The 25,844-nt window shown below is 46.8% G+C and carries 25 protein-coding genes; 8 read left to right on the top strand and 17 right to left on the bottom strand.

What is annotated here, in order from left to right:
- Positions 1 to 1,041: a cation diffusion facilitator family transporter gene (locus ACM64D_RS06585; protein WP_415062399.1), complete on the top strand. Its 1,041-nt coding sequence runs from the start codon at positions 1 to 3 to the stop codon at positions 1,039 to 1,041.
- On the top strand, positions 1,010 to 1,708 hold the full coding sequence (gene trmB / locus ACM64D_RS06580; protein ID WP_415062398.1) for a tRNA (guanine(46)-N(7))-methyltransferase TrmB: 699 nt from the start codon (positions 1,010 to 1,012) through the stop codon (positions 1,706 to 1,708). Before ACM64D_RS06585 ends, trmB begins: the two co-directional genes overlap by 32 nt.
- 9 nt (positions 1,709 to 1,717) lie before the next feature.
- On the opposite strand, the gene ACM64D_RS06575 is transcribed toward trmB, so the two are convergent.
- The gene (locus tag ACM64D_RS06575; RefSeq protein WP_415062397.1) at positions 1,718 to 2,794 is read right to left on the bottom strand and encodes a hypothetical protein; all 1,077 of its coding nucleotides are present in this window, start codon (positions 2,792 to 2,794) and stop codon (positions 1,718 to 1,720) included.
- 133 nt (positions 2,795 to 2,927) lie between these two features.
- On the opposite strand from ACM64D_RS06575, the gene ACM64D_RS06570 reads away from it, so the two are divergent.
- Positions 2,928 to 3,206, top strand: coding sequence for a hypothetical protein (locus tag ACM64D_RS06570; RefSeq protein WP_415062396.1), 279 nt, complete (start codon positions 2,928 to 2,930; stop codon positions 3,204 to 3,206).
- A gap of 18 nt (positions 3,207 to 3,224) precedes the next feature.
- Here the strand turns inward: ACM64D_RS06570 and ACM64D_RS06565 are convergent, their stop codons facing one another.
- The gene (locus tag ACM64D_RS06565) at positions 3,225 to 3,464 is read right to left on the bottom strand and encodes a 2Fe-2S iron-sulfur cluster-binding protein (RefSeq protein WP_415062439.1); all 240 of its coding nucleotides are present in this window, start codon (positions 3,462 to 3,464) and stop codon (positions 3,225 to 3,227) included.
- Between the two features lie 156 nt (positions 3,465 to 3,620).
- On the opposite strand from ACM64D_RS06565, the gene trxB reads away from it, so the two are divergent.
- The 4 genes from trxB to ACM64D_RS06545 all read left to right on the top strand — a co-directional run bounded on the left by trxB (position 3,621) and on the right by ACM64D_RS06545 (position 7,654).
- Complete coding sequence (trxB, locus tag ACM64D_RS06560) at positions 3,621 to 4,565, top strand: thioredoxin-disulfide reductase (RefSeq protein WP_415062395.1); 945 nt, start codon at positions 3,621 to 3,623, stop codon at positions 4,563 to 4,565.
- A gap of 7 nt (positions 4,566 to 4,572) precedes the next feature.
- Positions 4,573 to 5,070 carry a response regulator gene (locus ACM64D_RS06555; protein ID WP_415062394.1) on the top strand — a complete coding sequence of 166 codons (498 nt, stop codon included), beginning with the start codon at positions 4,573 to 4,575 and terminating at the stop codon, positions 5,068 to 5,070.
- A 168-nt stretch (positions 5,071 to 5,238) separates the two neighbouring features.
- Positions 5,239 to 5,958 carry a hypothetical protein gene (locus ACM64D_RS06550; protein ID WP_415062393.1) on the top strand — a complete coding sequence of 240 codons (720 nt, stop codon included), beginning with the start codon at positions 5,239 to 5,241 and terminating at the stop codon, positions 5,956 to 5,958.
- Positions 5,945 to 7,654, top strand: coding sequence for a S8 family serine peptidase (locus tag ACM64D_RS06545; protein ID WP_415062392.1), 1,710 nt, complete (start codon positions 5,945 to 5,947; stop codon positions 7,652 to 7,654). The genes ACM64D_RS06550 and ACM64D_RS06545 overlap by 14 nt, the downstream gene beginning before the upstream one ends.
- A 3-nt stretch (positions 7,655 to 7,657) precedes the next feature.
- On the opposite strand, the gene ACM64D_RS06540 is transcribed toward ACM64D_RS06545, so the two are convergent.
- From ACM64D_RS06540 to ACM64D_RS06515, 6 genes are all read right to left on the bottom strand, one after another.
- Positions 7,658 to 8,851: a hypothetical protein gene (locus ACM64D_RS06540; protein ID WP_415062391.1), complete on the bottom strand. Its 1,194-nt coding sequence runs from the start codon at positions 8,849 to 8,851 to the stop codon at positions 7,658 to 7,660.
- Positions 8,852 to 8,945: 94 nt separating this feature from the next.
- Positions 8,946 to 9,770, bottom strand: a complete 825-nt coding sequence (locus tag ACM64D_RS06535; RefSeq protein WP_415062390.1) for a PilZ domain-containing protein — start codon at positions 9,768 to 9,770, stop codon at positions 8,946 to 8,948.
- Positions 9,771 to 9,819: 49 nt separating this feature from the next.
- Complete coding sequence (locus tag ACM64D_RS06530) at positions 9,820 to 10,788, bottom strand: ABC transporter ATP-binding protein (protein ID WP_415062389.1); 969 nt, start codon at positions 10,786 to 10,788, stop codon at positions 9,820 to 9,822.
- Positions 10,789 to 10,790: 2 nt separating this feature from the next.
- The gene (locus ACM64D_RS06525; RefSeq protein ID WP_415062388.1) at positions 10,791 to 11,780 is read right to left on the bottom strand and encodes an ABC transporter ATP-binding protein; all 990 of its coding nucleotides are present in this window, start codon (positions 11,778 to 11,780) and stop codon (positions 10,791 to 10,793) included.
- Positions 11,781 to 11,882: 102 nt separating this feature from the next.
- Complete coding sequence (locus ACM64D_RS06520; RefSeq protein ID WP_415062387.1) at positions 11,883 to 12,545, bottom strand: HAD family hydrolase; 663 nt, start codon at positions 12,543 to 12,545, stop codon at positions 11,883 to 11,885.
- 27 nt (positions 12,546 to 12,572) lie between these two features.
- Positions 12,573 to 13,076, bottom strand: a complete 504-nt coding sequence (locus ACM64D_RS06515) for an OmpA family protein (protein ID WP_415062386.1) — start codon at positions 13,074 to 13,076, stop codon at positions 12,573 to 12,575.
- Positions 13,077 to 13,187: 111 nt separating this feature from the next.
- On the opposite strand from ACM64D_RS06515, the gene ACM64D_RS06510 reads away from it, so the two are divergent.
- Positions 13,188 to 13,847, top strand: coding sequence for an O-methyltransferase (locus ACM64D_RS06510; RefSeq protein WP_415062385.1), 660 nt, complete (start codon positions 13,188 to 13,190; stop codon positions 13,845 to 13,847).
- Here ACM64D_RS06510 and ACM64D_RS06505 read toward each other — a convergent pair whose 3' ends face one another.
- The 9 genes from ACM64D_RS06505 to ACM64D_RS06465 form a co-directional block, all read right to left on the bottom strand.
- A complete protein-coding gene (locus tag ACM64D_RS06505) occupies positions 13,848 to 14,642 on the bottom strand; it encodes a hypothetical protein (protein ID WP_415062384.1) in 795 nt (264 codons plus the stop codon).
- A gap of 54 nt (positions 14,643 to 14,696) precedes the next feature.
- Positions 14,697 to 17,876 (bottom strand): DNA polymerase III subunit alpha, encoded by a 3,180-nt coding sequence (locus ACM64D_RS06500; protein ID WP_415062383.1) that lies wholly within the window; start codon positions 17,874 to 17,876, stop codon positions 14,697 to 14,699.
- The gene (locus tag ACM64D_RS06495; protein WP_415062382.1) at positions 17,860 to 19,182 is read right to left on the bottom strand and encodes a hypothetical protein; all 1,323 of its coding nucleotides are present in this window, start codon (positions 19,180 to 19,182) and stop codon (positions 17,860 to 17,862) included. The genes ACM64D_RS06500 and ACM64D_RS06495 overlap by 17 nt, the downstream gene beginning before the upstream one ends.
- The gene (locus ACM64D_RS06490) at positions 19,130 to 19,786 is read right to left on the bottom strand and encodes a recA protein (protein WP_415062381.1); all 657 of its coding nucleotides are present in this window, start codon (positions 19,784 to 19,786) and stop codon (positions 19,130 to 19,132) included. Before ACM64D_RS06490 ends, ACM64D_RS06495 begins: the two co-directional genes overlap by 53 nt.
- Positions 19,787 to 19,890: 104 nt before the next feature.
- Positions 19,891 to 20,388: a methylated-DNA--[protein]-cysteine S-methyltransferase gene (locus ACM64D_RS06485; protein WP_415062380.1), complete on the bottom strand. Its 498-nt coding sequence runs from the start codon at positions 20,386 to 20,388 to the stop codon at positions 19,891 to 19,893.
- 43 nt (positions 20,389 to 20,431) lie between these two features.
- Entirely contained in the window at positions 20,432 to 20,851 is a 420-nt protein-coding gene (locus ACM64D_RS06480) for a hypothetical protein (RefSeq protein WP_415062379.1), read from the bottom strand.
- Between the two features lie 88 nt (positions 20,852 to 20,939).
- Complete coding sequence (locus tag ACM64D_RS06475; RefSeq protein ID WP_415062378.1) at positions 20,940 to 21,941, bottom strand: hypothetical protein; 1,002 nt, start codon at positions 21,939 to 21,941, stop codon at positions 20,940 to 20,942.
- A gap of 73 nt (positions 21,942 to 22,014) precedes the next feature.
- Entirely contained in the window at positions 22,015 to 22,794 is a 780-nt protein-coding gene (locus ACM64D_RS06470) for a hypothetical protein (protein ID WP_415062377.1), read from the bottom strand.
- Between the two features lie 14 nt (positions 22,795 to 22,808).
- On the bottom strand, positions 22,809 to 25,754 hold the full coding sequence (locus tag ACM64D_RS06465) for a pyruvate dehydrogenase (RefSeq protein WP_415062376.1): 2,946 nt from the start codon (positions 25,752 to 25,754) through the stop codon (positions 22,809 to 22,811).
- Between the last annotated feature and the right edge of the window lie 90 nt (positions 25,755 to 25,844).

Below are 25,844 nucleotides of genomic sequence, written 5' to 3'. Positions count from 1 at the left end.
ATGGCAGATTCAATCACAAATTTATCTGATAAGACGCGCAACCGAGCCGCATGGATTTCGGCTGTTGCTAGTTTTCTGATTTTCGTTTTGAAAATTGGGGCCTACAAACTGACGGGTTCCACGGCGGTTTTGTCGGATGCTTTAGAAAGTATTGTTAATGTTATTGCCGCAGCCGTGGCTCTTTTTGTGATTCGTTTTGCGTCTCAACCTGCAGATTCTGAACACCCCTATGGACATGGGAAAGCGGAAAACTTCTCTTCGGCTTTTGAAGGGGGAATGATTTTTTTCGCCGCGATCATGATTATTGGCGAAAGTTTGAAAGCTTTGATTTACCGCGAACCCACCCAACAGCTTGAGATAGGTCTTTTGGTTGTGGGCGGAGCGGCGTTGCTGAATATGGCCCTGGGTTTTTATTTAAAACATGTTGGAACGACTCATCACTCGGAGGCCTTAAAGGCCAGTGGTGCTCACGTGATGTCGGATGTCTTGACGACGGCGGGCGTGATGGTGGGGCTGGGTTTGGTTTTGCTGACTGGAATTCAGTGGCTTGATCCGGTGATTGCGATTTTGGTGGGTCTTCAGTTGGCCTATTCAGGGTATAAGATTGTGCGTGAGTCTTTGGGTATCTTGATGGACGAACAAGATGAAGAGGTCTTGGAGGACTTGGCGGAGTCCTTAAATAAAAATCGCCATCCTGGAATTATCGATATTCATCACTTACGCACGATTCGCTCAGGTCGTTTTCACCATGTGGATGCGCATTTGGTGGTGCCAGAATATTGGGATATTTCTCACGTTCATGAGGTCGAGCATGCTTTTGAGGATGGCGTGGTTCGCGACTATAACTTTGATGGGGAATTGGCGTTTCATTTAGACCCCTGTAAAAAATCCTACTGCTCAATCTGCGACGTGGAGAATTGTCCTATTCGTGTGTCCCCCTTTCAGGAAGCTCGCCCCTTTACGGTGAAAAGCTTGACCGAAGGCCCTCGTCCGACTAATCAAGAAGCCTATGACAATTCCGGTTCCTCGCAGACAAATTAATATCACTAAAGATTTACCTCATCAAAATGCCTACACCTTGGCTTTAAACGGGGAGTATTCCCATATTGCTTTTGATGAGCTTCGTGCGCCTCACAATAAGGGAAAGTGGCGTTCTGATGTTTTCAAGGTGGAATCCTCTTGGCCTATGGATGTCGAGGTCGGAACTGGTAACGGAACTTATTTTGCTCATCATGCGCAAACGCACTCTCAGCGGTTGTTGGTCGGTCTGGAGCTTAAATATAAACCTTTGATTCAATCAATTCGTCGTGCGGAAAAAGCGGGATGCAAGAATGCGGCGATAGCCCGCTATCATGCCTTCAACATTGATGAGCTGTTTTCCGAAGGCGAAATTGACAATGTTTATATTCATTTCCCAGATCCTTGGACGTCGCCCAAGAAACCGAAAAACCGTTTTGTTTGTAAGCAAAATCTTGAGATCTTGCATCGTCTGCAAAAGCCGGGATCCTTTATCAACTTTAAGACAGATTCACTAGAGTATTTCTTATGGGCTATGGATGAAATTCGCCAGTCGCCCTACAAGATTTTATTTGAGACTCAAGATCTGCACAATTCAGAGATGAAAACGCAGAACTTTGAAACGGCCTTCGAAAAGATCTTTCTTCGCGAAGGCATTAAAATCAATATGGTCCGCTTGCAGAAAGCTTAAGTTTTCTGCTTATTTCATAAAAAGAGGAACCACTTCGATAGCGATCAAAGCAATGATGATGATCTCTAAAAGCTGGTTCCTTTTTTCGTTGGATTCACTCACATACAATCGCGAAATTTGTGCTAAGTTTGCCAGCTTCTGGTCCACACTGTCGCGCCAATCTGTAAAACGAAGGCGCTGTGAGGCCGCTCGGAAGATCTTGGCAAGATAGAAATCCCCCACGACCTTCATGCTATTTTCAACACTTTCCACGGTATCTGAAATATCCAAATAGATTCGCGCCGCCTCTTTGGACAAGCGAGTGTAGTGGTTTTGGAAGATATTTGAGCTTTTCTCTTCCAGGGAGGTATAAAGATAGGTCAGCTTTTCATCTAACAAGTCATCGTAGTAGCGCATTTCTAAAAGCTGACACAGTGAGAACTCAATCACGTCGACAATATCTAGAGACCCCGAGGGTTCGATGATGAGGGCCGAGTTCCAGTCAATCACCGCCAGGTCATCTTGGCTGTATTGGAAGGTGCTGTCGTAGATGGTCTTTTTGATTTGTTCAGACAAGGTCGCATTGTTTTCAGAAAGAATCAGGCGAAAGACATCATGAAGTTCGAACACCTTCATCGCATTTTTTTCGCAGCCGTCAATTTTGCGGAAGAAATAGCAGGCATAGTCTTCGTAGGTTTCCCAATCGATGCTTTTCATACGTTCAGGTCCCATGCCGATCACGATTTGTTCGACTCGTTTTTTGGCAAGAGCGTGAAGATTGGCGTCGTTCTCCAAGAAGTTTCCCAACTCCACCAATCTATTCCAGTCCATTTTTTCGGGAATCTCAAAGGATAGGGTCAGGGAAAGGGCGCCGAAGTGCCAGATCTTGACCGTGACTTCAAGATCAAGAGGATGTCCAAGAGCATCGTATTTCGAGTTTTCTATGGTTAACGACAAGGGCGCATTATTGATGATCATGGCTTTGGAGCTGCGATTCAGGCGGAATCGTTGTGCGGAGGTGGAGGCCTCAAAAAGTCCCTGAACTTTTTCAAGGTCCACGTCTTTACCAATATCAAAAACACGATAGATGAGAATACGTCCGTTCATTAGTAAATCCTTATTTTTATAAGGATACTCTCGATTGAAGGGGCTTGTCAGGGGATGGTTGTCGAAGGTCCAGCGTCAAAAGGCATCCATGCAGAAGGGGGGATCGGTTTATAATGAAAGTCAGGAGGTCGTTATGTTGATGGCAATTCTCATCTCATGGGGAGCTTTTGCGGCACTACCCTCCGAACGCGGAACCTCGGAATATCTGGCTCCGACAGAAACTTTGACTGTGCTCAGAGGGCAGGTTTCTCTTTGCACAAGGGAAAGTCCTCAAGGAGGGCATCGAGGTTTGTCTTTTATCCAACTGGGAAAAGGGCCTTGTCCACAGGCGGTTCGAACACCCGTGGGATGGGATCGACCGGAAGACGAGCCGGTGTCTCCAGGAATTCCCTTTCGGGGACGAGGTCTTTGATTGATGAGGGGTGTGCGATTACCAGTAGGTTGCGTCGACGGTCACGTCACCTAAAACTTGGGTCTGACAGCTGATGCGCATCTCAGCAGGGATCTGATTTTTTTCCTTTAGAAAGACTTCTGTTTCATTTTCTCTGGATAGATTTTCTGGCCCCTTGATGATCACAATCTTGCACTTGCCGCACACACCGTCCCCGTCGCAACTTGAAGCAACAGGAAGACCTTTATCAAGGAGAGATTTCATCAAATTTGCCCCCATGGGGACTTCAAAGGGTGGGTGATTTTTTTTAAATGAGATCCAAGGCATGACCTATTGTAGCTGACGCAGTCCAAAACGTGCAAAGAAGTAATGAAAACAGCCCTGTTTGTTGATAGCCTTGGTTTCGTATATCCGTCCCTATTTATGAGGTAATCTATGACTCAAGATCAAAAAGTAGAAAATGTGATTATCATTGGTTCTGGTCCTGCCGGTTTGACTTCTGCAATTTACACGTCTCGGGCAAATTTAGAGCCTTTGATGATCGAGGGTGAAGAAGCCGGTGGCCAGTTGATGACAACGACTGAGGTGGAAAACTTTCCTGGATTTGAACATGGGATCACCGGCCCAGATCTTATCGCTGTGATGAGAAAGCAGGCCGAGAGATTTGGAACACGTTTCATCACACGCAATGTGACGAAAGTGGATTTTTCTCAACGTCCTTTCAAAGTGTGGGTGAGCGATAAACTTTATTTGGCAAAATCTATTATTATTTCTACAGGGGCGAGTGCGAAGTATCTTGGACTGCCTTCAGAAAAGACCTATTCCAATCGCGGGGTTTCTGCTTGTGCAACTTGTGATGGAGCCTTCTTCCGCAACCAGGAAATCGGGGTTGTCGGGGGTGGTGATACGGCGATGGAAGAAGCTCAATTCCTGACTCGTTTTGCTAGCAAAGTTTATTTGATTCACCGACGCGATTCATTCCGTGCTTCTAAAATCATGGTTGAACGTGCTTTGAAAAATCCGAAAATCGAAGTTCTTTGGAATACAGAAGTTCAAGAGGTTTTGGGTGATGGAAAAAGCATGACCGGAGCAAAACTTAAGAACCTCGTCGAGGGCTCTGTCAAAGAACTTCCTATCACGGGCCTATTCCTAGCCATTGGCCATAAGCCGAATACAGACCTGTTTAAAGGAATGTTGGATATGAATGAGACAGGCTATTTGATCACTCAGCCAAATACCACATATACTAATATTCCTGGGGTGTTCGCAGCGGGTGACGTGCAAGACCACGTTTATCGTCAGGCGATCACTGCGGCAGGAACTGGTTGTATGGCGGCGATCGACGCCGAAAGATGGCTTGAGGCGCAAGCTTCTCACTAAGGAATGTATGAAGGATAAAAGAATCAACACCAAGGATTTGGTCGACAAAATTGAAAAGATGACTAAGGCGCGCATCGCGAGTCAGGACGTTGTCTCGTTGGATCAATTTCGAGAAGCAAAAAAGAAGCTCGATCCCAAGATGATTCTTGTCATTGAAGATGATGAGACAATGAGATTGGCGATGAAGAGAATTCTTGAGAGTGAAGGTTACGTGACGAAGCTTGCGGCTGATGGCACGGAACTTTCGACAGCCTTAGATGATCATCCCGTGGATTTGATTTTGATGGATGTGGGGCTGCCTTGGGTGAATGGTTTTGAATTGGCGCAACTTCTTAAAGAGCACAAAGATTTAAAGAAGATTCCTTTGGTCTTTGTTTCAGGAAAAGCTTCTGAAGAAGATATGAAAAAGGCCTTTGAGATCGGGGCTGATGATTACATTAAGAAGCCTTTTGATGTTGAGAAGCTTAAAAAAACTGTTCAGACCCTTTTGAAGTTGAACGAGTAGATTTCTTTTTTGCTTAAAAAGTATCGCCCCTACAGGTTTCTGTGGGGGCTTTTTTATGGACCAAGGTAGTGTTCCATATCGAGATTCAAGACCACTTCCATACTTTCCCAATACTTCTCAAAGAAAATCAGAGCTGACTCCGATTTTATTGAGTAAAATGGGAAACTCATGGCACGTCGATTTGCGATAATTTTATTCTTTATTTTGGGCACCTTTGTCGCCTTGTATGTCGTTAATTCTCGAGACAGGGCCTCGGTATTTAAGCCTGCAGAGTCTTCGACTGTCTTATCCACGAAAAATGATTCTCAAGATCGCGAAGAGGTTCAGGAGACACAAGTCACGGAAGTGGCGTCGTCGGGGCCCGAGAAAGCCATGAGAGCGCGCGATCCGCGCCGTCGCAAGTCTGCCGCAGAAGGAAGCCCTCTCATTGACGTCAAGGCGACTCCACTTGAAAGTGTTTCTTTGTTCGCGGGAACCAACTGGAAAGTTTGGCCAGGAGTGCTGGCGATATCTCTTAAAGAGGGAAGTTCTTTGACAGGAGTCTCGGGCAAGGTGAGTGGTTATTATCTTGTTAAAGATGAAGAGGTGAATGACGTCAGAAGTTTTTCATCTCATCGTCCCCTGGTTGTTGTCGATTCCAGACTTGAGATTGCGGGCGTGGTGACGGGGGTGTTCTCGGTTGTGTTGAAGGAGGGCGTTTCGTCAGACTTCTTAAAGAATGCATCCGGGCTTAAGATCGTTCATGAGTTCCCGGAAATTCGTACTTACTATGTGACGTCCTTGCACGAGCCTTTTGATCTGCCAGCTTTTCAGGAGTCTTTAAAGGCCCAGCCCGAGATTGAAAAAGTGCAAATAGAGATTTTGAGTCGGCAATATGAAAAGTATTAGTGGAACCCACCGAGCTCTGATTGTCCTTTTTGTGATGAGCCTCATCACAGGGATCTTCTTTACCAATTGTGCTAAGAATGGGTTTACAGCATCAAATCCGGAACAATATGGGGAAGGGGCCGATCCCTTTTTAGCGATGGCCTGGCACATCAACAACACCGCTCAAAAAGTTTTTGCCTTGGATGCGGGAGTGGCGGGAGTTGATTTGAATCTTTTGAAAACGTGGCAAAGTGAGATCTTCGGAGACGGAATTAAAATTCTTATTTCTGACGATGGCGTTGAAAACACTCACGAGGACCTGCAGGCCAACCATCTAAAAACGGCTGTTTCCAAAGACTACTCAATTCCATCGTATTCAATAACAAGCGCTGCACCGATAGCGTCTGATGATAACCATGGAACGGCTGTGGCGGGTTTGATTGCCGCAGCAGCCTCTAATGGTGTGGGTACTAAGGGGGTTGCGCCGAAATCTTCCATTGGATCTGCTAACTTTCTTTCTTCGACGGTCAAACAAATGGAATCCTTCTTGGTAGATCAGGCGGGAGGCGATTTCGATATCTTTAATATGAGTTGGGGTTCGACTCAAAATAGTTTGATTGCGGCCGTACCTGCGTTTCATGCGAAAATGCGTACGGGCGTACTTAATTTGCGTTCCGGAAAGGGCGCCATCTACGTTAAATCAGCCGGCAATGACTATTCTGTTTATTGTCGAGGCTCGAAATCGACTTACTGTGTGGGAAATTCGAACTTTGACTCTGACAACACCACTCCTTACACGATTATGACGGCGGCCTTGAATGCATCGGGATACGCAGCTTCCTATTCCTCCATGGGGTCGAATCTTTGGATATCGTCTTTTGGTGGAGAGTTCGGTGATGATTCTCCGGCGATGGTTACGACAGATCGTATGGGCTGTAGCAAAGGATTTTCCAATTCCTCTGTGGGAGGCAGCTTGGTCTTTGAGCGGGGCGGATTAGGTAATACGGGATGCAACTATAGCGCGACCTTCAATGGAACTTCCGCCGCAGCGCCGGTTTTGAGTGGTGCGATTGCTTTGATTTTGCAGGCCAATCCCAGCTTAACCTGGCGAGATGTAAAATACATATTAGCAAAGACAGCAGTGCCCATTGACTATACGACATCAGGGTCGCTGACCCACCCAGAAGGCGAAGCGATTCCTACAGGCGCCATTTGGGAGCGAGTCTGGATTGAAAACAGTGCAGGTTTCAAATTTCATAATTGGTATGGTTTTGGAAGAATTGACGTTGATGCGGCCGTGGCCTTAGCGAAGGACTATCACTTTGTTTTCGGAAACTACATTGAAACTAATTGGGCCGATGAGCGCAGTGGTTTGAATCTTGCGATACCCGACAATAGTGCCACGGGGGTCTCGGATGTTATGGCGATTGGGACGAATGTTAAAATTGAGTCCGTGCAGCTTAAGGTGTGGATCACCCATACGAATGTGGCGAATTTGAGCCTGGAGCTGACGTCTCCATCAGGAACAAAAAATATTCTTATCAATATGAATAACTCGCTCAGCGGCTTGGCAAACTATCAGGGCGAAGTTTTCTTAAGTAATGCTTTTTATCAGGAAAGCTCTCAAGGAGCTTGGACTTTAAAAGTAGTGGATGGCAAAGAATCTCACACGGGCACTTTGACCCGCTGGAGTTTAAGTTTTACCGGTAGTGACTAGTCTTTATTGCGTCAAAGAGACGGATTCAGTTCCGACCACCATCGAAGAGATGCACTTTGTATCAGCTCCATAATTATAGAATGGCAAACCACCAGATCGAGTCAGAACCTCTGAATTCGTCACACCAATTTTCGCCGCATTGTAGGCGAGCTTTTCAATGGCATAGTTGATTGTGGTGGTGGCATTGGAAATAGCCGTTGCGACATACAAGGAGTTGGTTTCCTCATCAAGAGTCATCGCAGAGATTCCAAAAAGCAGATACGGATAGACGGTGGGGTATTGATTAGCATCATAGATGATCTGATCATTGCTAATGACTCCAGTGGTTTCATCAAAGTCATAGGCATGGATGCTGTTAACATTGGCTGAAGCAATGGTATTACCGGCATAGGCAACAATGAGTTTGCCGTGAGTACGATCAAAGACCAAAGCTGTAGCATGAGTTGTTGTGGCGGGGGCGGCCACTCCCGAGGAGCAACTGCCATTCGCACCAGCGCCAGGAACGCTGATCAGTCGATTGTTAGGCGACGCTGCCGCATTGGCAGTGATGATATGACCACTATTCGAGACAGCGATATTGGTATAAAGAGCATTGGAAGTTCCACAAGTGGCGCCGAGGTTATTATTGACGTGTGGAGACGCTTGTCGAATTCCCGAAGCATTGAGTTTTTCAATAAACCCGGTGCGAATCAGAAGAAGGCCCCCATCAGAACTTTTTTGCATAGCTTGAGGAGTTGTCGCCAGAATTGTGGAGATGGCCGGATTGGTCCCAAAAACATTTCTGGTTCCGCCTTGCTTCGGAAGAACTTCAAGTCCTCCTTTGGTTCCATTACGTACGAAAACCAAGAGGTTGTGAGCATCCCATTCGACAAGAGACAGGGGTGAGTCCCCGGCTGCGGCTGGCGCCGCATAATAGTCTGCAATGATTCCTTCGCGACTGCCCGTTGTGGTGTTCACCTTGAATATCAGATTGGAAGCCGTGGTGGCATTGAAAGTTGTTATGCCTGATCCAGAGTAACACTGTCCACTAGCGACATAGAGTCGACGAGTGGGAGCCTCGGGCGTGGAAGGCGCCTCGGCTGGAGGATTACTTGAACTTCCTTCGCCGTCTTTCCCGGTCTCTTGAACGGGTGGCTGACAAGAAGTGAGAAATGCCATCATGGATATTAAGAAAACAAAGTACTTCACTGTACTCATAAGTTTATCTCCTCACGCGCTTCATAATAAGATATCGGCGAGGTGTTAAGGATTCTTAACTTAAATCTTGGAAATCTGGAGGGTGGAAAAACGTCTAGCCCGCACTTCGGCGAATTTGATCTTGATAGGCAACGTAAGCTTTTAACAAAGCATCCAGACGCAACGTCATCGCGACGTCTTGTTCGATAAACATCAAACGTCGAGGATCCGTCAGATCACCGACGATTTTAGCTCGGAACAGCAGACGAGATTTTGCAGGATCCGGCTCGAAAGGATTTACGATAATCAAGTCAAAGGGCTTGTTTAAAAAATCTTTCGGAATCTCATCTTCAAGCATGGTTCCGCTTAAGGAGATATTTCTAGAGTAGGTTCGGAACGAACGAATTTTTGAAACGAGAACCACTTCGATTTTGAAGTTGTGACGGGGATCGCGACGGCGATCGGCTCCGCTGGGCTCTTCCTTTTTCGTAAGAGGTTCACTTTTTTTCTTAAAGGCATCGGGTTTTACTTTTGAGATCTTTTTGAGATCCAATTCGTCGCCATTAAAGTCTTGAGAGTGATAGCCACCGATTTCTTCACGTCGACTGGGGATATCCCCTACGACCACTTGAGTGTAAGCGCTATCGACATTGTTGGTGGCGGGTGCGTTGTGAGTCGCTGTCAGCGTCTCAGTCGGAACTTCTTTTGAAACTTCTTTGGGTTTTGGAGGCTGAATGATCGCAAAATAGTTTTGATCTGAATCGAGAAATTCGCGAACGCAGATCCACTCTTCCCAGCCGGGTGTCCAAATAAAGTATTTTCCAGGGTTTTCTGCAGCCACAGAAAGCAGGGTGACTTGAGCTTGAACTACAGACATCGGTTTTGTCTGTGTCTTTGTCTCAGCATCATAAATTATCCAAACTTTACCCTGTGTTTTCATAGACTCCCCGGTACACTAGGGAGTCTATCGGACTAAACTGCCAACTTCTTTACACTCGGATACAAGCTGCGATGTGATCCTTTGATTTTTCTTCCAAAGGCGGGACGATGGTCTTGCAATCTTCGATAGCCATGGGGCATCGAGGATGGAAGTGACAACCTGAGGGAGGATTGATCGGAGACGGAACGTCGCCAGTCAAGATGATGCGCTCATCACGACGGCGAGGATCTGGAACCGGAATCGCTGACATCAGGGCTTTGGTATAGGGGTGTTTGGGATTGCGGTAAAGCTCTTCAGCTTCGGCCATTTCCACGATTTTACCCAAATACATCACCGCCACTTTTGTAGAAACGTGTTCGACCACCTTCAAGTCATGAGCGATGAAGATGTAGGTGAGTCCCAACTTCTGCTGTAGCTCCATCAAAAGATTGATGACCTGGGCTTGGATGGAAACGTCCAAGGCAGAGACGGGCTCATCACAGACGATCAACTCGGGATTCACGGCCAAAGAGCGGGCAATACCCACACGTTGACGTTGTCCCCCGGAGAACTCATGAGGATAACGATTCAGGTGTTCACGGCGCAGACCCACCAGATCCAACAATTCATGGATACGATCTTGGCGATCTTTGGCAGAGGCATAAAGATTATGAATGATCAGCGGTTCTTCCAGAATCGCGCCGATGGTCATACGCGGATTCAAAGAAGCAAAGGGATCTTGGAAGATGATTTGCATCTTTTTGCGCATTTCACGAAGCTCTTCACCCGCAATGTGGGTGATGTCTTTGCCGTTGTAGCTGATCTTTCCAGAGGTGGAATCATGAAGACGGATCAAGCAGCGACCCAAAGTGGATTTACCGCAACCGGATTCGCCCACAAGGCCCAGGGTCTCACCCTTGTTCAGTTCAAAAGAAATTCCTTGAACCGCTTTGACGCTGGCCACTTCACGACTGAAAAGGCCGCCGTAGATAGGGAAACTTTTTGTGAGATTTTCAACTTTCAAAAGAGGAGTGCTCATTCTTATTTTACCTCTTCAGACAAGGGGTGGTAACAAGCCACCTTATGGAGGCCACGAAGATTTTCAAGAGTCGGATAAGCCGCACGGCAATCATCTTGAGCGTAAGGACAACGATCGGCAAAGCGGCAACCTTTGGGAAGATTGTAAAGACTTGGTACCATGCCTTTGATTGTTCTTAAGTGTTCAAGCTTGTGACCTGTTTCGAAGTGAGGAATCGAATCCAGCAAACCTTTTGTGTAAGGATGCTTGGGGCGATAGAAAATGTCTTCGACTGTTCCAAACTCGACAATACGGCCGGCGTACATCACGGCGACTTCCTGGCACATCTCTGCCACAACACCGAGATCATGAGTGATCAGAATCATTCCAGCGTTGAAGTCTTTTTGTAACTTACGCATCAAATCCAAGATTTGAGCTTGAATGGTAACATCCAAAGCGGTGGTGGGCTCGTCGGCAATAAGCAGTTCGGGATTACAACTGATCGCCATCGCGATCATCACACGCTGTCTCATTCCACCAGAGAGTTGGTGAGGATATTCGTGAAAACGTTTTTCGGGGGCAGGAATACCCACGATACGAAGCATGTCGATAGCGCGTTCGCGAGCTTGTTGTTTATTCAGCTCTTTTTGGTGAAGCAAGATGGCTTCTTCGATTTGGTCCCCGATCGTGTAAACGGGGTTCAAAGAGGTCATGGGCTCTTGGAAGATCATCGCGATTTCGTTTCCGCGAATTTCTCTCATTTTATCATCGGAAAGTTCGAGAAGATTTTGCCCTTTGAAGAGGACTTTTCCGGATTCGATATTCCCCGGCTTTTGGATCAGGCGCATGACAGAAAGGGAGGTGACCGACTTTCCGCAGCCAGATTCACCAACGATTCCAAGTGTTTGCCCTTTTTTTACAGAAAAGCTGACGTCGTCAACGGCGAAAAAAGATCCGTCGTCGGTTTTAAAACGCGTCTTAAGATTTTGTACCTCTAAAAGAATATCACTCACCGGAGATGACCCCCATTTTGAAAGCTCTCATCTTATATAGTCCACGCCGCTCTGAGGCAAGCCCACAAAAGGTGCCTGGTGACTTTTTCTGGCGACCATGCGTCATGCCTTTTGCGAGAGCTTTTTGATCATAGCAGGAAGCTCCCGATAGTGTCCTAAAATTCCTTGAGGTTCATACTTTTGCAGGAGGTGGAGGGACGTGTAGCCGAACTCGATGGCGATGGAGGGGACTCCGGCACGCAAAGCTGAGAGAACATCTGGAATGCCATCGCCAATCATAAACGTATTGGTGGGGTTGTGGCCCGCGAGTTCCATCATGGTTTTTAGGGGGAGGGGGCTCGGCTTACGCTCTTCCAGGGTGTCGGCTCCAAAAACATTCACCCAGGGAAAACGATCCAGCTTCAGGTGTTTTAAGATGGCTTTGGCGGGGAGTTCATTTTTATTGGTAATAATAGCCATGGGACCTGAGTATTGGCCTAGAAAATCTTCAACGCCCGGAAAGATGCGAGTTTTGTTGAACATCTCTTCTTCGTAGATTTTTAGGAATTCCATTTCAAGTTCAATGATTTCTGCCGGGTCCAGATCATCTTCCATAAAAATGTCGGCGATGAGCTTTTTGAGGCCCTCGCCGATATGAGAAATAATGACGTCATCACTGAGAACTTTTTTTCCGTGATTTTGCAGGGTGCGGTTGACGGCCACAATAATATCCGGAGCAGAGTCAATCAGCGTGCCATCAAGATCAAAAACAAGAAGTGGATTCATAGATTCACTATCTTGCCGTCTTTCAAATTATTCGACAATCTCAAAATCAACACGACGATCACGGGCATGTTGAGACGCGGAGGCCGTCGTTTCAGAGGTAGCGGGTCCTTTGCCGATCGCCTCGATTTTCTCTTCGGGGACTCCCTTAGAAATTAAATAGTTTCGCACTCTTTCCGCGCGAGCGAGGGACAGGCGTTGGTTTCGTTCGCTGTCGCCGGTGGCGTCGGTCAGTCCTGCGATACGCACTTTTTCAAAAGAGTTCACTGATTTTCTCATTTCGAGTGCGATTTCATCTAAAGCCCGACGGGAGGAGGGGGAAAGATTGGAGCTCGCGGTGCTGAAGCGAATGTTTTGTGAAAGTGTTGAGAACTTCGTGCTTTTGCGAAGATCTTCTGAAGTGCCCGCCAACGCTGAAGAGGGCGCGCGAGTGCTTGAAGATCTCATGTATTCTCGGTCTTCTTTTTTTTGATCGGAAGCACAGGCTCCCAAGGTGAGGGTGAGGGCTAAGGCAGTTAGGAATTGGCACTTCATGGGACCTCCAAAATGATCTAAAGTTGTGTTCAAAATTATTCTTGGAATAAGGAGGGGCCGCAAATTAACTTCCTGTTAACTTCGCGATCTGTTTATGGGATGATGGAACCCATGCGTGAAACGGTGTTAACTAACAAAGACAATTATCTGGCGTCTCTTCTCAAAGACGAGACGGAGCTCAAACAGCAATCGCGAAAATACGCTGAAGAGTTGGGCTTGGCCCGCATCAGTATTTCGGCGGCGGAAGCCCAATTAATAAAAACTTTGGTGCGCACTCATGGAGCCAAAAGATTTGTTGAGATTGGAACTTTGACGGGGCTCTCTGCCCAGTACCTTTGGGAAGCCTTGCCAGAGGGAGGAGAACTGTGGACTTTGGAAAAGGATCCAAAACACGGTGAAATGGCGGCAAGAATCTTTGCGCAGTTAGATCAAAGCAAAAAGAAAATTCACCTTGTCATGGGGGATGCCCGAGAAGAGTTGGAAAAAATTTCTGCGGCGGGTCCCTTTGATGGTGTCTTTATCGACGGAAATAAAGCGGCCTATTTTGATTATCTGACCTGGGCTGAAAAAAATCTGCGCTCGGGTGGGCTGATTTTGGCGGACAATGTTTTTTTAAGTGGGGCGGTGTGGGGTGAAACCACACAACAGCGTTTTTCTGAAAAACAAATCAGAGTCATGCAAGATTTTAACAAACGTTTGGCGGACCCGGATCTTTTTGAAGGGGCGATAGTGCCGACTTTTGAAGGCCTTTATATCGCCATCAAAAAATAGTCAGTCTTTATAAGCTTCGATTTTCATTTCAATGGAATAGTCTTTAGAAGCTTCCTTGAGCGGAGCGAGCAGCCAGTTCCACTCTTTGATTTTTTGGAAGCCCTCAAAAGACACGGGGTACTGGCCTTGATAGATAACTTCGTTTTGTGGATTTCGATAGGTCACCTGACGATCGGCATAGACCAGCTTTCGACCTTGGCAATTCTTAAGATTTTTCAGGTGAATCTCGGCGAAAGTGGTGCAGATTTGATCTTTTTCCTCTAAAGACAGTTTGCGCTGAATTTTACGTTCAATGGACTCCATGGGAAGAAGAGCCAATTGCGACAAAAGATTTCCGGACACAACAAGGTCCGCTTCAAAGTGAAAGAGTTCTTGGGTTGAAAGGTCTTCAATAAGACGGTGCAAGTCCTCAAGTGATTGCAAGGAATCAAGTCTTTCCAGGCTTTGTGAAAGATCTTGAGTGATCAATTTCAGGCGGGAATTTTTTTTCGCCAACCAGTGATGTTTTAAAGGATGAATCACATCGACCAGGGTGATGTTTTCAAAATTATTCACTAACAGATGCAAGGGGATTTCATGCAGATGAGAACTTCCTAGAATAATCACCGATTTCTTTTGAGGAAGATCCTGAAGGCTTTCAAGAAAAAGATCCTGACAGTTTTTAAGATGCGGGAGCCATTGTCTTTTGCATCGTTCATAGCGAGCGCTCAAAGCGATGGACTGGTAAAGAAAACCATACTTTTTGGCGAGGGGAGTTGTCGGGGTTAATAAAAAGATCAAAGCTTCGCGAATCATTTCCGAAAATATAGGAGTTTTGAGGAGACAGTGCAACTTATTGTGCAAACAGAGTTACTGCAATGGCAGAACTCTTTCGGCGCGAATGTTGATCAGGCTACCGACCTTTTCCACCTGGCCGTGAATTTCCAAAAGTGAGCGACCATAAATCGTCATGCGGTCTTTTTGGTAGATTTCGGGGTGAATGACAATGTTCATAATACCAAACTCATCTTCCAGCGTAATAAAGCACATGCCTTTGGCTGTGGGCGGGCGCTGGGTGATGGAAACAAGGCCGGCTAGACGAACCTTGGTTTTGTTCTTCATTCGGCCAAGATCGCTGGAGCAAAAGTAAGGCACATAGCGTTTGGAAACAAGCTCTGTGTTTTTGGCCTTCAAGTAAGATCGCAAAACCGAGAGGGGGTGCGAGTCGACAGAAAAGCCCTTGGTGTCATATTCACGGCGCAAACGATCCCAGTTGGACTCAAAAGGGAGGGGTTCGCTGGCGTCATCTTCGTCGTCAAAACTAAACTGTTCTTTCGGATGTCCCCATAAAAAACTTTGTTGATCCAGGCTGAGGCTTTCAAGATGCCAAATAAGTTCACGCACGTTGGTGTTGAAACATTCAAAAGCTCCGGCTGCGGCAAGTTTGGTTAAAGCACTGCGCGGAAGTTCTGTGCGATGAATAAAATCCGCAATGTCTTTGAAAGGCCCCATTGTTTTTCGTGAATCTTCGATTCTTTTTAAAATATGTTCGGGAAATCCATATAGTGAACGCAGTCCCACACGCAGAGCCGGCCCTTCCAGATGGGGTTCCAGTGTGTAATCGTAATCGGACTTTTGCACGGACAGAGGTCGCACGTTCACACCATGGCGTTGGGCTTCCGCAATCAGCATTCGTGGCGAGTAAAACCCCATGGGCTGACTGTTTAAAAGAGCACAGGCAAAAACATCAGGATGATGGTGTTTGATAAAACAACTGGCATAAGTCAAAAGGGCAAAGCTGGCGGCATGGCTTTCGGGAAAACCATAATTCGCAAACCCTTCGATGGTTTTGTAGATTTGTTCACCGTATTCCTGTTTGATGCCGTGTCGGACAAAACCTTCCAGGATTCTGTTGCGAATAGCCGCCATGGTAGAGCGTTTACGCCAAGCTGACGACATAATACGACGAAGTTCATCGGCCTCACCCGGGGAAAATCCCGCAGCGACAATCACGATCTTCATGACTTGTTCCTGAAAAATAGGAACGCCATGGGTTTTTGCTAAAATGGGTTTCAGATCCTCATGGGCATAAGTGACTTTTTCCAGTCCCTGGCGACGTCTCAAGTAAGGATGCACCATGCCTCCTTGTAAGGGGCCAGGACGAACCAGGGCGACCTCAATCACCAAATCGTAAAAGTGACGAGGCAACATGCGAGGCAAAGTGTTCATCTGCGCTCGCGATTCAATTTGAAAAACGCCGACGGTGTCGGCCTTGCAAATCATGTCATAAGTCGGACCGTCATCGGCAGGGAGATTGGCTAGATTAAAACTTAACCCCTTGTGCTCGCGTAGAAGCTCAAAACATTTTCGCAGACAGGTGAGCATTCCCAGACTGAGAACATCAATCTTCATCAACTTCAAAGTCGCCACATCATCTTTATTCCACTGGATGACATAGCGTCCCTCCATTGTCGCTTTCTCCACGGGGACCATTTCAGTGATGGGATCTTGAGTGATAAGAAATCCTCCCGTGTGGATTCCTAGGTGACGAGGGAAGCCGCGAAGCTGTTGAGCTAAATTTAAAAACATCTGCCACTGTTCTGTACCCAGTCCAAAGCGCACAGACACGGCGGGATCCAGCAGACGAGTCATTCCGTCTCGGCCCATGAATTTGATCATTTCATTGACCTTGGCTAAAGGAACGCCAAAGACTTTGGCCGCTTCGCGAATCGCCATGCGTGAGCGATAACGAATGACCGTGCAGACCATGGCGGCATGCCGTTCATTGTATTTTTCATAGATGTGCTGAATGACTTCTTCACGGCGACTGTGTTCAAAGTCGATATCAATATCGGGAGGCTCGCGGCGTTCTCGAGAAATAAACCGTTCAAAGAGCAGATCAATCTTGGTGGGGTCCACGGAGGTCAGTCCGATACAAAAACAAACCACCGAGTTGGCGGCGGATCCCCGTCCTTGGAAAAGAATATTTCTGCTGCTGGCGAAATCGCAGATTTCCTTCAGAGTAAGAAAGTAATCTTCGTATTCAAGATCTTTGATGAGCTCTAACTCATAGGAGATCATCTTTTGGATTTTTTCTGGAATTCCGGCAGGGAACCTTTTGTGAGCTCCCTCCCAAGTCAGATCCTTGAGATGTTCCGAGGAAGTCTTGCCAAGGGGAAGTTGCGAGTGAGGATAGCGATAGCGAATCTCGTCCAAGGAAAACGTCACACGTTGTGCGATCTCCACAGTTTTTTCCACAAGATCCAGACGATCCTGCCAAAGATAAGAAATCTCTTCGAGGCTTTTAAGGTGGCGCTCTCCGTTTTGAATCAGCTTATTTTTGGCTTCCTGCAAGGTGGTGTGATGTAAGATGCAAGTGAGCACATCAAAAAGAGGTTTTCTTTCCGGCGAGTGCATGAATGGTCTTTGTGTGACAAAAAGACGAGCTTGATATTTTTCCTCCAATGCAAAAGCCTGCTGACAAAATCCATGGGATTCCCAGGTGAAATCCCGCCAAACCGGAAGATAGAGGCGATCTTCGAAAATATTCTCCAACTCTTGATAGCGTTGCTCACTCCACGGCGGTAAAGCTAAGCAAAGAAGACCCTGACTGTATTTTTCAATCTGCTCAAGACTGAGTTTAGAAAAACCTTTGGCCGCCTGTCTTTTTCCCAAAGTCAGAAGTTCACATAGGTGTGAATAACCCTGTTTGTTCAGAGGGATGAGTGTGACAGAAGTTTCATCTGTCAATGTGAGCTCAGAGCCAATTAAATAATGAAAACCCTCTTTGGCTTTCAGGGCGGCGGTAAAAAGAGATGGCGACTGGGCCGTCTGAAATCCGCGCACCACGCCATAAAAACCATTCAGATCACAAAGTGCGAGACCGTCATAACCATGGCGAATCGCCTCTTGCACCATTTCTTCAGGGTGCGAGGCTCCTTGCAAGAAAGAAAAATTACTTCGTCCCAAGAGCTCGACAAAGCCCTGCGCACGCACTGTCGGCAGGGAGCTTTTTTTAATCGGAGTCAGTGTTTTAGTCGAAGAACCCATGTAAATACACCTGTGAATTTATGCGATCTTTAAAAACCCACAGAAGCTGACCTTGAGGAGAGAGCGCAAAGTAATAATCTCGATTTTTTAAATCTTGGACACTGATCTGCCACCAGGAAGATTCAATTCTTTCGCTGGGTAATGACGAGATAAAACGAAGTTTTTGAACTTCGGAAGCATTGAGCGCCTGAGGCTTATCCAATAACAACGAAGGACGAGGACTGGCGGCAAGTCCTTTGGCATAAACGGATTTGATTTGTAGGGCCTCCTCCTGACGTTCGATCAAATCCTGAGCTTTGAAGTCCTCAGGCCAATCCGTGACAAAACGAAAACTTTGTTCAGGGAAATGGCTGGCCTCCATCTGCAAAAAACCCATCTCACACTGAGCTTGTTTGGCAAAACTGATCAGACGGCGCCAGCGATCTTCGCTGTTGTCTCGGGGCTCGAAGAAATCCAACTGCTGAACTTTTTCAGGAACATCGAAAAGAGAAATCTCAAACTCACGAATGGGGTTTTCTAAGGTAAGTTGTGACATCTTTTTTTCTAAAAGATCTTCAAACAACTCATGATCCCGAGTGGGGCTGACAGGTTCAATACTGAGAGGATATTTTTTATCTGAATATTCGCAGTGCAAAACCACTTCCAGCTTCTGGGCATAGCGGGACAAACCCGCCAGACGAACAAAAAGAATATCCAAATGGGGTTTCATTCGTGCCATCAACAAGGGCACGGAACCTAAGGGGTCGTCCAGGTAACCATAGCCCACAAGAGGGTCGCGAGGAATAAGAGGTGAAATGACCTGAGCGTCCTGAGAATGCAAACGATTCCAAAGTAAAACACCGAAGTCCCCCCATCTTTCTCGCAGTGAATTGAGACGAAAATTTAAGACATCTTCCAGGCCATGCACGCCCAGCGTATGGAAAAAGGAAATCATGTGCTCGACCGGTCTTTTTTGAGGCCAGGGCTGGAGTCCCTCAAGATCCTTGAGTGCATCCAGACCCAGTCCGCGAAAGGCTTCCTGTTCTTTTCCTCGAGGGGCAATGAAAGACGGACGCCATCTGGCCAACATTTGAGCGGCCGAAGGCGTGTCCGCAATCGCAGCACAAGCATCAGAGGAAAATTTCGCAGCAATCTGCAAAGCTTTTTCCAGGCAAGGCGTCTCGCCTCCGAAAAGATGCTGAGTGGATTCGATTTCGACAAAAACAAATTGCGGAAAACGAAACTGCACTCGAGGACTGAGAATCAAAAAAGCCTCAGCTGAGGAGCTTTCTTGTGGTGTTTTTAAATTGATGCATAAAGTTCGCATGGATCATACTCCCAGCAATATTAAAAGGTGTCGGGCGGTGAAGGGCTCTTTGGATTGTGATGAAGTCCCTTTGAAAATGAATCATCAAACTAAAAAGAGGATTGATGAAACGAGTGGCTTTTTGATTTACGAAAACCAAGGCCACCTTGTGAAGACGGCACAGGCGTTTAAGTTTTTGCAGTTGATGGTTTTTTAAAAAAACTTCTTTCAGATTGCAGCCAATGACTTCAAATAACGAACTGGTGATCAGTTCTTGTAAAAGCCAAAAAAGTTGCTCTTGTTCTTGAGGCTCTTTGACAACGAGAAGCTTCTTTAAATTGATTTTCTGAGATGCCAGGTGGGCCGGGAATAGTTGGGAGTCTCCATTGATCCAAGCCGCCCATTTGTTTTGGGCATGAACATTTTGAATGATTTTAATCCACAGTGAAGTGGCCCCGGTTCCGGGGAGACCTTGAAACAGGCTCAAGTCCCCTTGAGGAACTCCTTTCCATAAAAGAAAGTCGTCCACCACTCGAACTCCAGTTGGGAGGCCCGCAGGAGGTTGCAGGTGTTCGGCAGAGACAAAGGGAATGTCGGCAAATTCGGGAAGGGTCAGGGTACTCATAAAGCTCTCCACTTACACATAAATTACTATGTAAATTATGTGTAAGTCAAAGAGCTCTCTGCAAATATGGACTAAGGTTTTAGTTCTTCTAAAACCTTTAAAAATTAGCTATTTAAGGCGCCCTCTGCTGTCAGAAGATGTTTTTTTGTTTCGGGGCCCCAGTGGTATTTGAGTTTATTCGTATTTTTACCCACAACCCGGTGGCAAGGAATCCAATAGCTGACAGGGTTTTGAGCGACCGCCGAAGCCACGGCTCGGACGGCACTTGGCTTACGCAGTTTTTTAGCCAGTTCTGAATAGGTCCATGTTTTTCCCATGGGGATTTTCAGAAGTTCCAACCACACGCGCACTTGGAATTCGGTTCCTTGCAGTTTGATATTGTGTTTGGTTTGCCAGAAGTTCCCTTTGGTCCACTTCACGGGAGTGAAAGAGCCAACGTGGAAATGGTAATTTTTATGGAAGAACTCCGCAAGATCTCCTTCAACCAACTTTTTACCTAAGTTGTAGTTTCCGAGGAAAATAAGATCTTTTCCTTCAAAAGCAGCCAACCAGTCGCCAAATTCAGAAGGGACTTTGTAGATACGAAACTCAAGCTCACCCATAATTCACCTCTATTATGGGACAGCTCTACATCACAATTATCGTTCACACAACCTCTTCGACATAAAGAGGGGTGAAATAGCGAAGATCATAGCCGCCAGTTCTTTTAAAAGTGGCGATGACCTCCTTTTTTTCTAAGTCGTTGGGAGTGGGCACGCAAAGCAGAATGTGACCGTTTTTGATCTCTTGGTCCGCTTCCCTGAGAAAGTTCCACTCGGCCGAATCAGAAAATTTAATAAACTTTCGCATAAAATTTTCTAAAACCGTATGATGGGTCCCCTCAAGATCCACGGCACTCACCCCGTGAGCCCCTTCAAAAAGACTAAATTCCTCATCGTCATAGCCGTGCTCTTCAAGCTCGCGAATGGCTTTTTCTGCGTCTTCGCGGTTGCGAAAGAAGGCCACTGTGTAGTGATTGGGGTAAGGTAAAAATTCAGGATGAGGAAGTGTTTCCAGATTAACCATAGAGACCTCCGCGTCTGATATTTCAAGTATAGGGGAGCCATCTTTATTGTGAAAGGCGGGGCAGCCCTACATCGAGACACTTGCGAGTTTATTCAAACATTCCATCCATGGTGATGAACTGTTGATTGTTAGAAGTCATACGCAGAGACTGATAAAAACTTTGTTGGCATTGCCCCCGTAAAATCGCATCCACCCCACCGATCATCGCCGTGTAAACCTCATCGACATTGAGAACATCGCGAGAGGTGATCACTCCCATCTGTGGCGCGACAGCACGTACTTTCCGTAAAAAATGTTCGCGAGAAGCGCAGGACATGAGCCCTAAGATGGGAGTTTTTGAGGGCGAAGCGCTTAAGGCGGCGATCATTTTTTTAAGTCCCGGTCTTTGCACTTCATAGTAGCCATCGTAGTCCACTTTGTTTCGACCGTTCACGAAAATAGGCGGCGCAAAATCCGGGCCGCCGCCATTTCTGGAGTGACCAAAATAGAAGATGGCATCGGCATTTTGCAAACCTCGCGCAAAGTAGTCTTCCATATATTGAGTTCGTTGTTTTTGTTCGTTGCGATAGTCGCCCAAGTTGGCACTCAGATACTCGGTTTGTGAGGAGAACTGCACCTCCACGCGCGCGACATACTTATTGCCGTGAATGTTCACCTCGCGAGAAAAGCGATACATGTTTTGAGGGTCTTGTCTAAAACCGCAAAATCGTGCTTTGCCGTGACAGGGGGTGAGGAGCAGCTCTTTCAGCGAGGAAAAAGCTCCTAAGTCCATGGACGGACTGAAGCCAAAGTTTATGCCTTCCGCCCGCACCTCTCGGCCGGTGGTCCAATCGAAATAGCCAAGGGCCAAACGAATATCTATCACACCATCACGAAGGATCCCTTGATAGCGTTGGAGGCAGAGCTTTCGTTTCTCTTCTGGTAAGTTGGATAAAACGTCGGTGTTTTTTTCATCCAGCAAATCGAGGTAAGCTTGCCCCATCTGAGTAAAAGCCGATTCGTAGAGATAGTTGCCCCGTCCAGCCGCGGTTGTTGAAAGAGGAGGCAGAGTGAGGATCAAGCTTAGCAAACACAATATCCGTGGTTTCATAAGTCGAATACTCCCTTGGTATTTAAGGGTAGTCGGCAAGAACGCAGAGTCTAGTTACAGGGAAACAATGAAGCTATGATTTCTCACAGACAGGAGTGGCGACACTTTTTAAGAAGCGCTCAACGGACGGAGCATAATCGGCTTTGAAATCACGAAGGCCCGTCAGATGTCCCGCCTCGGGAAGTGATAACTTGGTCCAATCAAGTTGAGGATGAGGTTCGAAGACTTCATCAATATGCTTGGGTGGAATCAGAAGATCTTTCCAGCCGCGGATAGAGAGAATTCGAAATCCTTGCGGGAAGGTTTTAAGGTCTTTGTGAAGATCCTTATGAAGAAATGGACTCCAGGCAAAACTCACAAGGGGAGCCAGAACAACTCGCAAAGCAAAGGGCTTAATTTTATATTCGTGTGTCGCCAACTGATAGGCTGAAGGCACAAAGCGAGCCGTCGGGCCACTGTCACAAATCAAGGCCACAGTGTCAGAGCACGATCGTCGGGCCATCGCCTCAATCGCCGAAGCACTGGGGTTTGAGAAAGAGAATACAATTTTTTTACCGGGAACTTGATTGAGGAGAGCTTCAATTTGATCAGCGTAAATGTGTTTGGTGCCGAAGTAACCTTTGGCGCTGACGGGGGGATGAAGGGAAAGAAGGTCTTGCATGGCGCCGTTGAGCTGAAAAGCAAAAGCATCAAAGCCCAATTCATTCACAAGCTTGATGTGACGAAGAAGCTTCTTTTTGCTGCCTTCATAGAAGTGCACAAAAAAGATCAGCTCTTCGTATTTTTTGTTTTTCGCTAAAAAGAACTCCCCTTCAAAGGGGAGTTCTTGGCTAGCGAGATCCTTAGAATCCATTCAAATCCAACTCTTTAGTGTTTGTGCACAGGAGTTTTTGCAGGCCAAAGCTCTGTCCAGTGTCCCGCGCGGCCCTCGACTTGATGAGCTTCACCCAGAGCACTTTCAGAGACAATGACTTTCTCAAGAGCCGTTTCAGCCAACACTTTGCCGCAGGCTTCGACAATAGATTCAGCATCGATGCCGTGATAAGCATAGATTTCAGAAGGACGACCGCATTTTGAATGTTTGCGAACAGCCAACGATTCTTGGCGAACACCAATGACGGAGCCGATGTTGTCTAACAAACCAGCTTCACCGTCGGCGACACTCACCACTGGAATACGTTTTCCAGCAACCGTGATAAGGTCTCCGGTTGTCACTTCATCTGCTTTTCTCAAATAAAGGTTTGAGTTCACACCCAATCCATTTTTCAGATACTCATAGTCATTTTCATGCGCTTGAATTCCGATCAAGAGATCCGAAGATGTGACAACAATCACGTTTCCATAGATGCCACGAGCCAACAAGGCTTCAGACGCTTTGATCGCTTCCGCGACAAGAGCGCCCATGGCAAAGATATTCACAACGTTATCACCAGGCTCGTAACCCGCGTAACCACGGTAGTCGATCAGGTAGTAAGCGCCTTTAAGAACCTCTTCACGGATGGTGGCCATGATTTGTGTTTCTTCTTGGGTGTTGATCTCTTCTTCATTGAGGGCTCCCGCAATCGGGAACTCCGCGCGAGACAAAGCCCCCTCAAGACCCACTTTGAAGCGAGCTTGTTTTTTCAGGTAGTGAACCATGTCTTTTTGTTCCGCACCGCGGGTCACCAGTCTCAAAAGAGTTCCAGTTCTGCCGGCGTTGTCATTCAAGACGTGACGTTTGATCGTGTCACACAAGATCCAATCAAGCTCTTGGCAGAAGTACGGTTCCCAAGTGATTTGGTTTGGAATTTGGATGTCGGACTTCCAGCCGTGCTGGGCTCCTTCTGGAGATAAGGTCACGCCCGAAGGAGTTCCCACGCAAATGAAAGAGCTCTTCCAGTATAGATTGTAGAAGTATTGGTCCAAAGCCCGTTTGATGAAGAAGTCATACACCGTCATCAATGGAATCAAAGGAATGCCCAAAACATCGCGCATCTTTCCAAATGCACCCACACAAGACATCACGTTTCCTTCAGCAATTTCAAAGCGCAAGAAACGATCTGTGACGTCTTCGCCAGGAACAAGATCAGGAAGTTTGTGGTCTTTTACGCCCAATTCAGTTTCAAGGTCTTGAACAACAGGCGCTCCGAAAATCTTTCCGTCCATCGCGGGGTTTAGATTTGTCGAAGTACCCACGTCAGGCGCCATGGAAATGAAGAGCTCGCCAGGAAGTTTGAAAGGTTTTTCAAGAGCCGTAAGAGCTTTTTGTTTTTCACCCAACTTCGATTCATCCAGCGGCGTATTTGAAATACGAGTGAGCTTCGCTGTCAACTGACCGAGCATCCACTGAGTGTGAGGATAGCTGGTCATCTTCGTGTTGATTTCCAAAGATTGAGGGATGTCGCCGAACTCTGTCAGTTTCTTTAAGAAGTAGTCTTGATTCTTGGCTTTCAAGGCGTGTTGCGCCTTGATTTCAGAATATAGTTTTTCAGAGCGAGCCGCGAGGAACTTCGCCTCTACAGTGCCAGTCGCAAAACGTTCATAAAGTTTGTCGCCTTTGATGCCTTGTTTTGCTTTGAGCTCCATCACTTCTTCTTCTTGAGGTAAAGAAGAGTGATTGCCTGGTTGAGCTGCGGCTTTAAGTCCCCAGCCTTTCAAAGTGTGCGCAATGATGATGGTCGGTTTACGTTTAGACTGTTTGGATTTCAGCATGGCTTCAGCCAAAGCCACCATGTCGTGACCACCGAAATCGCGAATAGCTTCGTAAAGCTCTTGATCAGAAACGCTTTCCAGGAATTTCTTCATTCCCGGATGTTCTTTGGCGATTCCTTTTTTAAGAGCTTTCATGTCTTGAACAAGCAAAAGAGCTTGCAGTTCGTAGTCAGCCAAATCCTTTTCAAGGAAGTTCTTAAACGTATCGCCGTCCTTCTTTTTGAACAGGGCCTGACGTTTGGATCCGTGGCGAACCTGAATCACTTCCCAGCCGTTCGCAGCCATGGTGCGTTCAACGCGATCCGCATCCGTTCCATTCATGATTTCTTTGTTGGTGATACGTTGTCCATCCAAAGATTGGCGGTTGTAGTCCAAGATCCATGTCAAAGAACCGATCTCACGTTCTGCAAAATCAGGAACAGCTTCATACATAGAACCTTCACGGAATTCAGAGTCACCGCAGACCGCCCAGAAATGAGCGTCGGGAACTTCATAACCGTGTTCACGGGCATAACGATAAGCCAAAGCCAAGTAGCCAGCCTCTACAGGTGGAATACCGACAGTTCCTGACGGGAAGAAGTTGTAGCTATCAGGATCATAAGCAGAGTGATAGGATTGGAAAGTGTATTCGCTTCCATCCGTGAACTTACGCAGACCATGCATCGCTTGGTCCGCTTGCTCTTGTGTCAGCTTGGAAAGATCATTCTTCAAAAGCAGATCCAGCAGGTAGTTGTAAGAGTGATCCGTTGGAGAGGCGTGAGGTTTGTTGGCGATATGGTCGAAACCCGATTTCACCAAAAGATGCAAAGCTCCCATAATGTGAAGGGAACTGGCTGAGGCCGCAGGATGTCCTCCGATTTTAGGATCGCCCTTTTCTTTATCAGGGCGGTGGTTGGCTTGCCAGATCATCTGGGTGGCCAAGTAATGAGCACGTCTAGCGATAGAGTCTAGAACCTCAGGTTTTACGTTTTTTAGAGTAGAGTTATCCAACGGTTTCTCCTTGAGAATTTGTACTTTTCTAGCGTCTGGCAAACTAGCACTGTAGAGAGGAGGAGTCCATGGATTTAAGCCCCGCGGCAAGAGTTCTGGCTCTATTTCTAGCGGTGGGGTGATCTTGGTCATTCTCCTAAAACCTATGAAAATTGACAGGTTACCCCATCTCAATTCATTCGCAGACCGGTAGGGCGCGTTCTCGAGGAACTTTCATTTAAA

This window comes from Bdellovibrio sp. (assembly GCF_047637665.1).
GTDB lineage: Bacteria > Bdellovibrionota > Bdellovibrionia > Bdellovibrionales > Bdellovibrionaceae > Bdellovibrio.
This window is presented reverse-complemented; position numbering and strand designations above follow the sequence as displayed.